The 1,324-nt window shown below is 30.3% G+C and carries 1 protein-coding gene; it reads left to right on the forward strand.

Going from position 1 to position 1,324, the window contains the following annotated elements; genetic code table 11:
* A partial coding sequence (clpX, locus tag E6248_RS16145) for an ATP-dependent Clp protease ATP-binding subunit ClpX (RefSeq protein WP_316341784.1) occupies positions 1 to 1,091 on the forward strand: 1,091 nt, incomplete at its 5' end.
* Positions 1,092 to 1,324 lie beyond the last annotated feature (233 nt).

Consider the following 1,324-nt stretch of genomic DNA (forward strand, 5'->3'; position numbering starts at 1 on the left):
TAGATCCGTATGGAATTGGTCAAGAAAAGGCTAAAAAGTCACTATCTGTTGCTGTATATAATCATTATAAGAGAATTAATTCCAATTTAGTAGATGATGAAGTTGAACTTCAAAAGAGTAACATACTGTTATTAGGACCTACAGGTTCAGGTAAAACTCTTTTAGCTCAAACTTTAGCTAAGTTTTTAAATGTTCCATTTGCTATAGCAGATGCTACAACTTTAACTGAGGCAGGATATGTTGGTGAAGATGTAGAAAACATACTTTTAAAATTAATTCAAAATGCAGATTATGATATAGAAAGAGCAGAAAAAGGTATTATTTATATAGATGAAATAGATAAGATTGCAAGAAAATCAGAAAATCCATCTATAACAAGAGATGTATCTGGAGAAGGAGTACAACAAGCATTATTAAAAATTCTTGAAGGTACAACAGCTTCAGTTCCTCCACAAGGTGGAAGAAAACATCCACATCAAGAATTCCTACAAATAAATACATCTAATATACTATTTATATGTGGTGGTGCATTTGATGGAATTGATAGAATAATAGAAAAAAGAACTGAAAAAAGTTCAATAGGTTTTGGAGCCAATATAACATCTAAGCATACTAAAGATGTAGGTAAGCTTCTTCAAGATATAATGCCAGGAGATTTATTAAGATTTGGTCTTATACCTGAGTTTGTTGGAAGATTACCAGTAGTAGTTACTTTAGAATCATTAGATAACGCTGCTTTAGTTAATATCTTAACTGAACCAAGAAATGCTTTAGTAAAGCAATATAAGAAGTTATTTGAAATAGATAACGTTGAATTAAACTTTACTGATGAATCATTAAAAGCAATTGCTGATGAAGCTATTAAGAGAAAAACTGGAGCAAGAGGTTTAAGATCAATAGTAGAAGAAATAATGACTGAAATAATGTTTGATATTCCTTCTGATGAAAGTATATCTAAAGTTGTTATTAATGATGAATGTATAAATGATAAAAAATCTCCAGAAGTTATAAGAGTGGCTGAAGGTGAAGTTAGACCTCAATTAAAAGCTGCAAAAAAAGTTAAAAAGAGAAAAGGCGTGGAAACCGCTTAATATAAAATGTTATTACTAAATGTTATTCATTTGGTAATAACATTTTTATTTTATCTCATCGCTAACATTGATAACATTCCTATATTCTCAAAGTGGGAGCTAAGTACTGCTACGCGCCTGAATTAGTTCTTTTAAACTTCATATGTAGTAGGGAATTGCTGGACTCTGTGAAAGTGATTCACTCAAAATGAAAGATTTTGCTTCGATACTTTTTAAGAAAACTCCACATGAAG

Origin of the sequence: Clostridium sp. (assembly GCF_032552055.1) — a bacterium.
In the GTDB taxonomy this organism is placed as follows: domain Bacteria; phylum Bacillota; class Clostridia; order Clostridiales; family Clostridiaceae; genus Clostridium.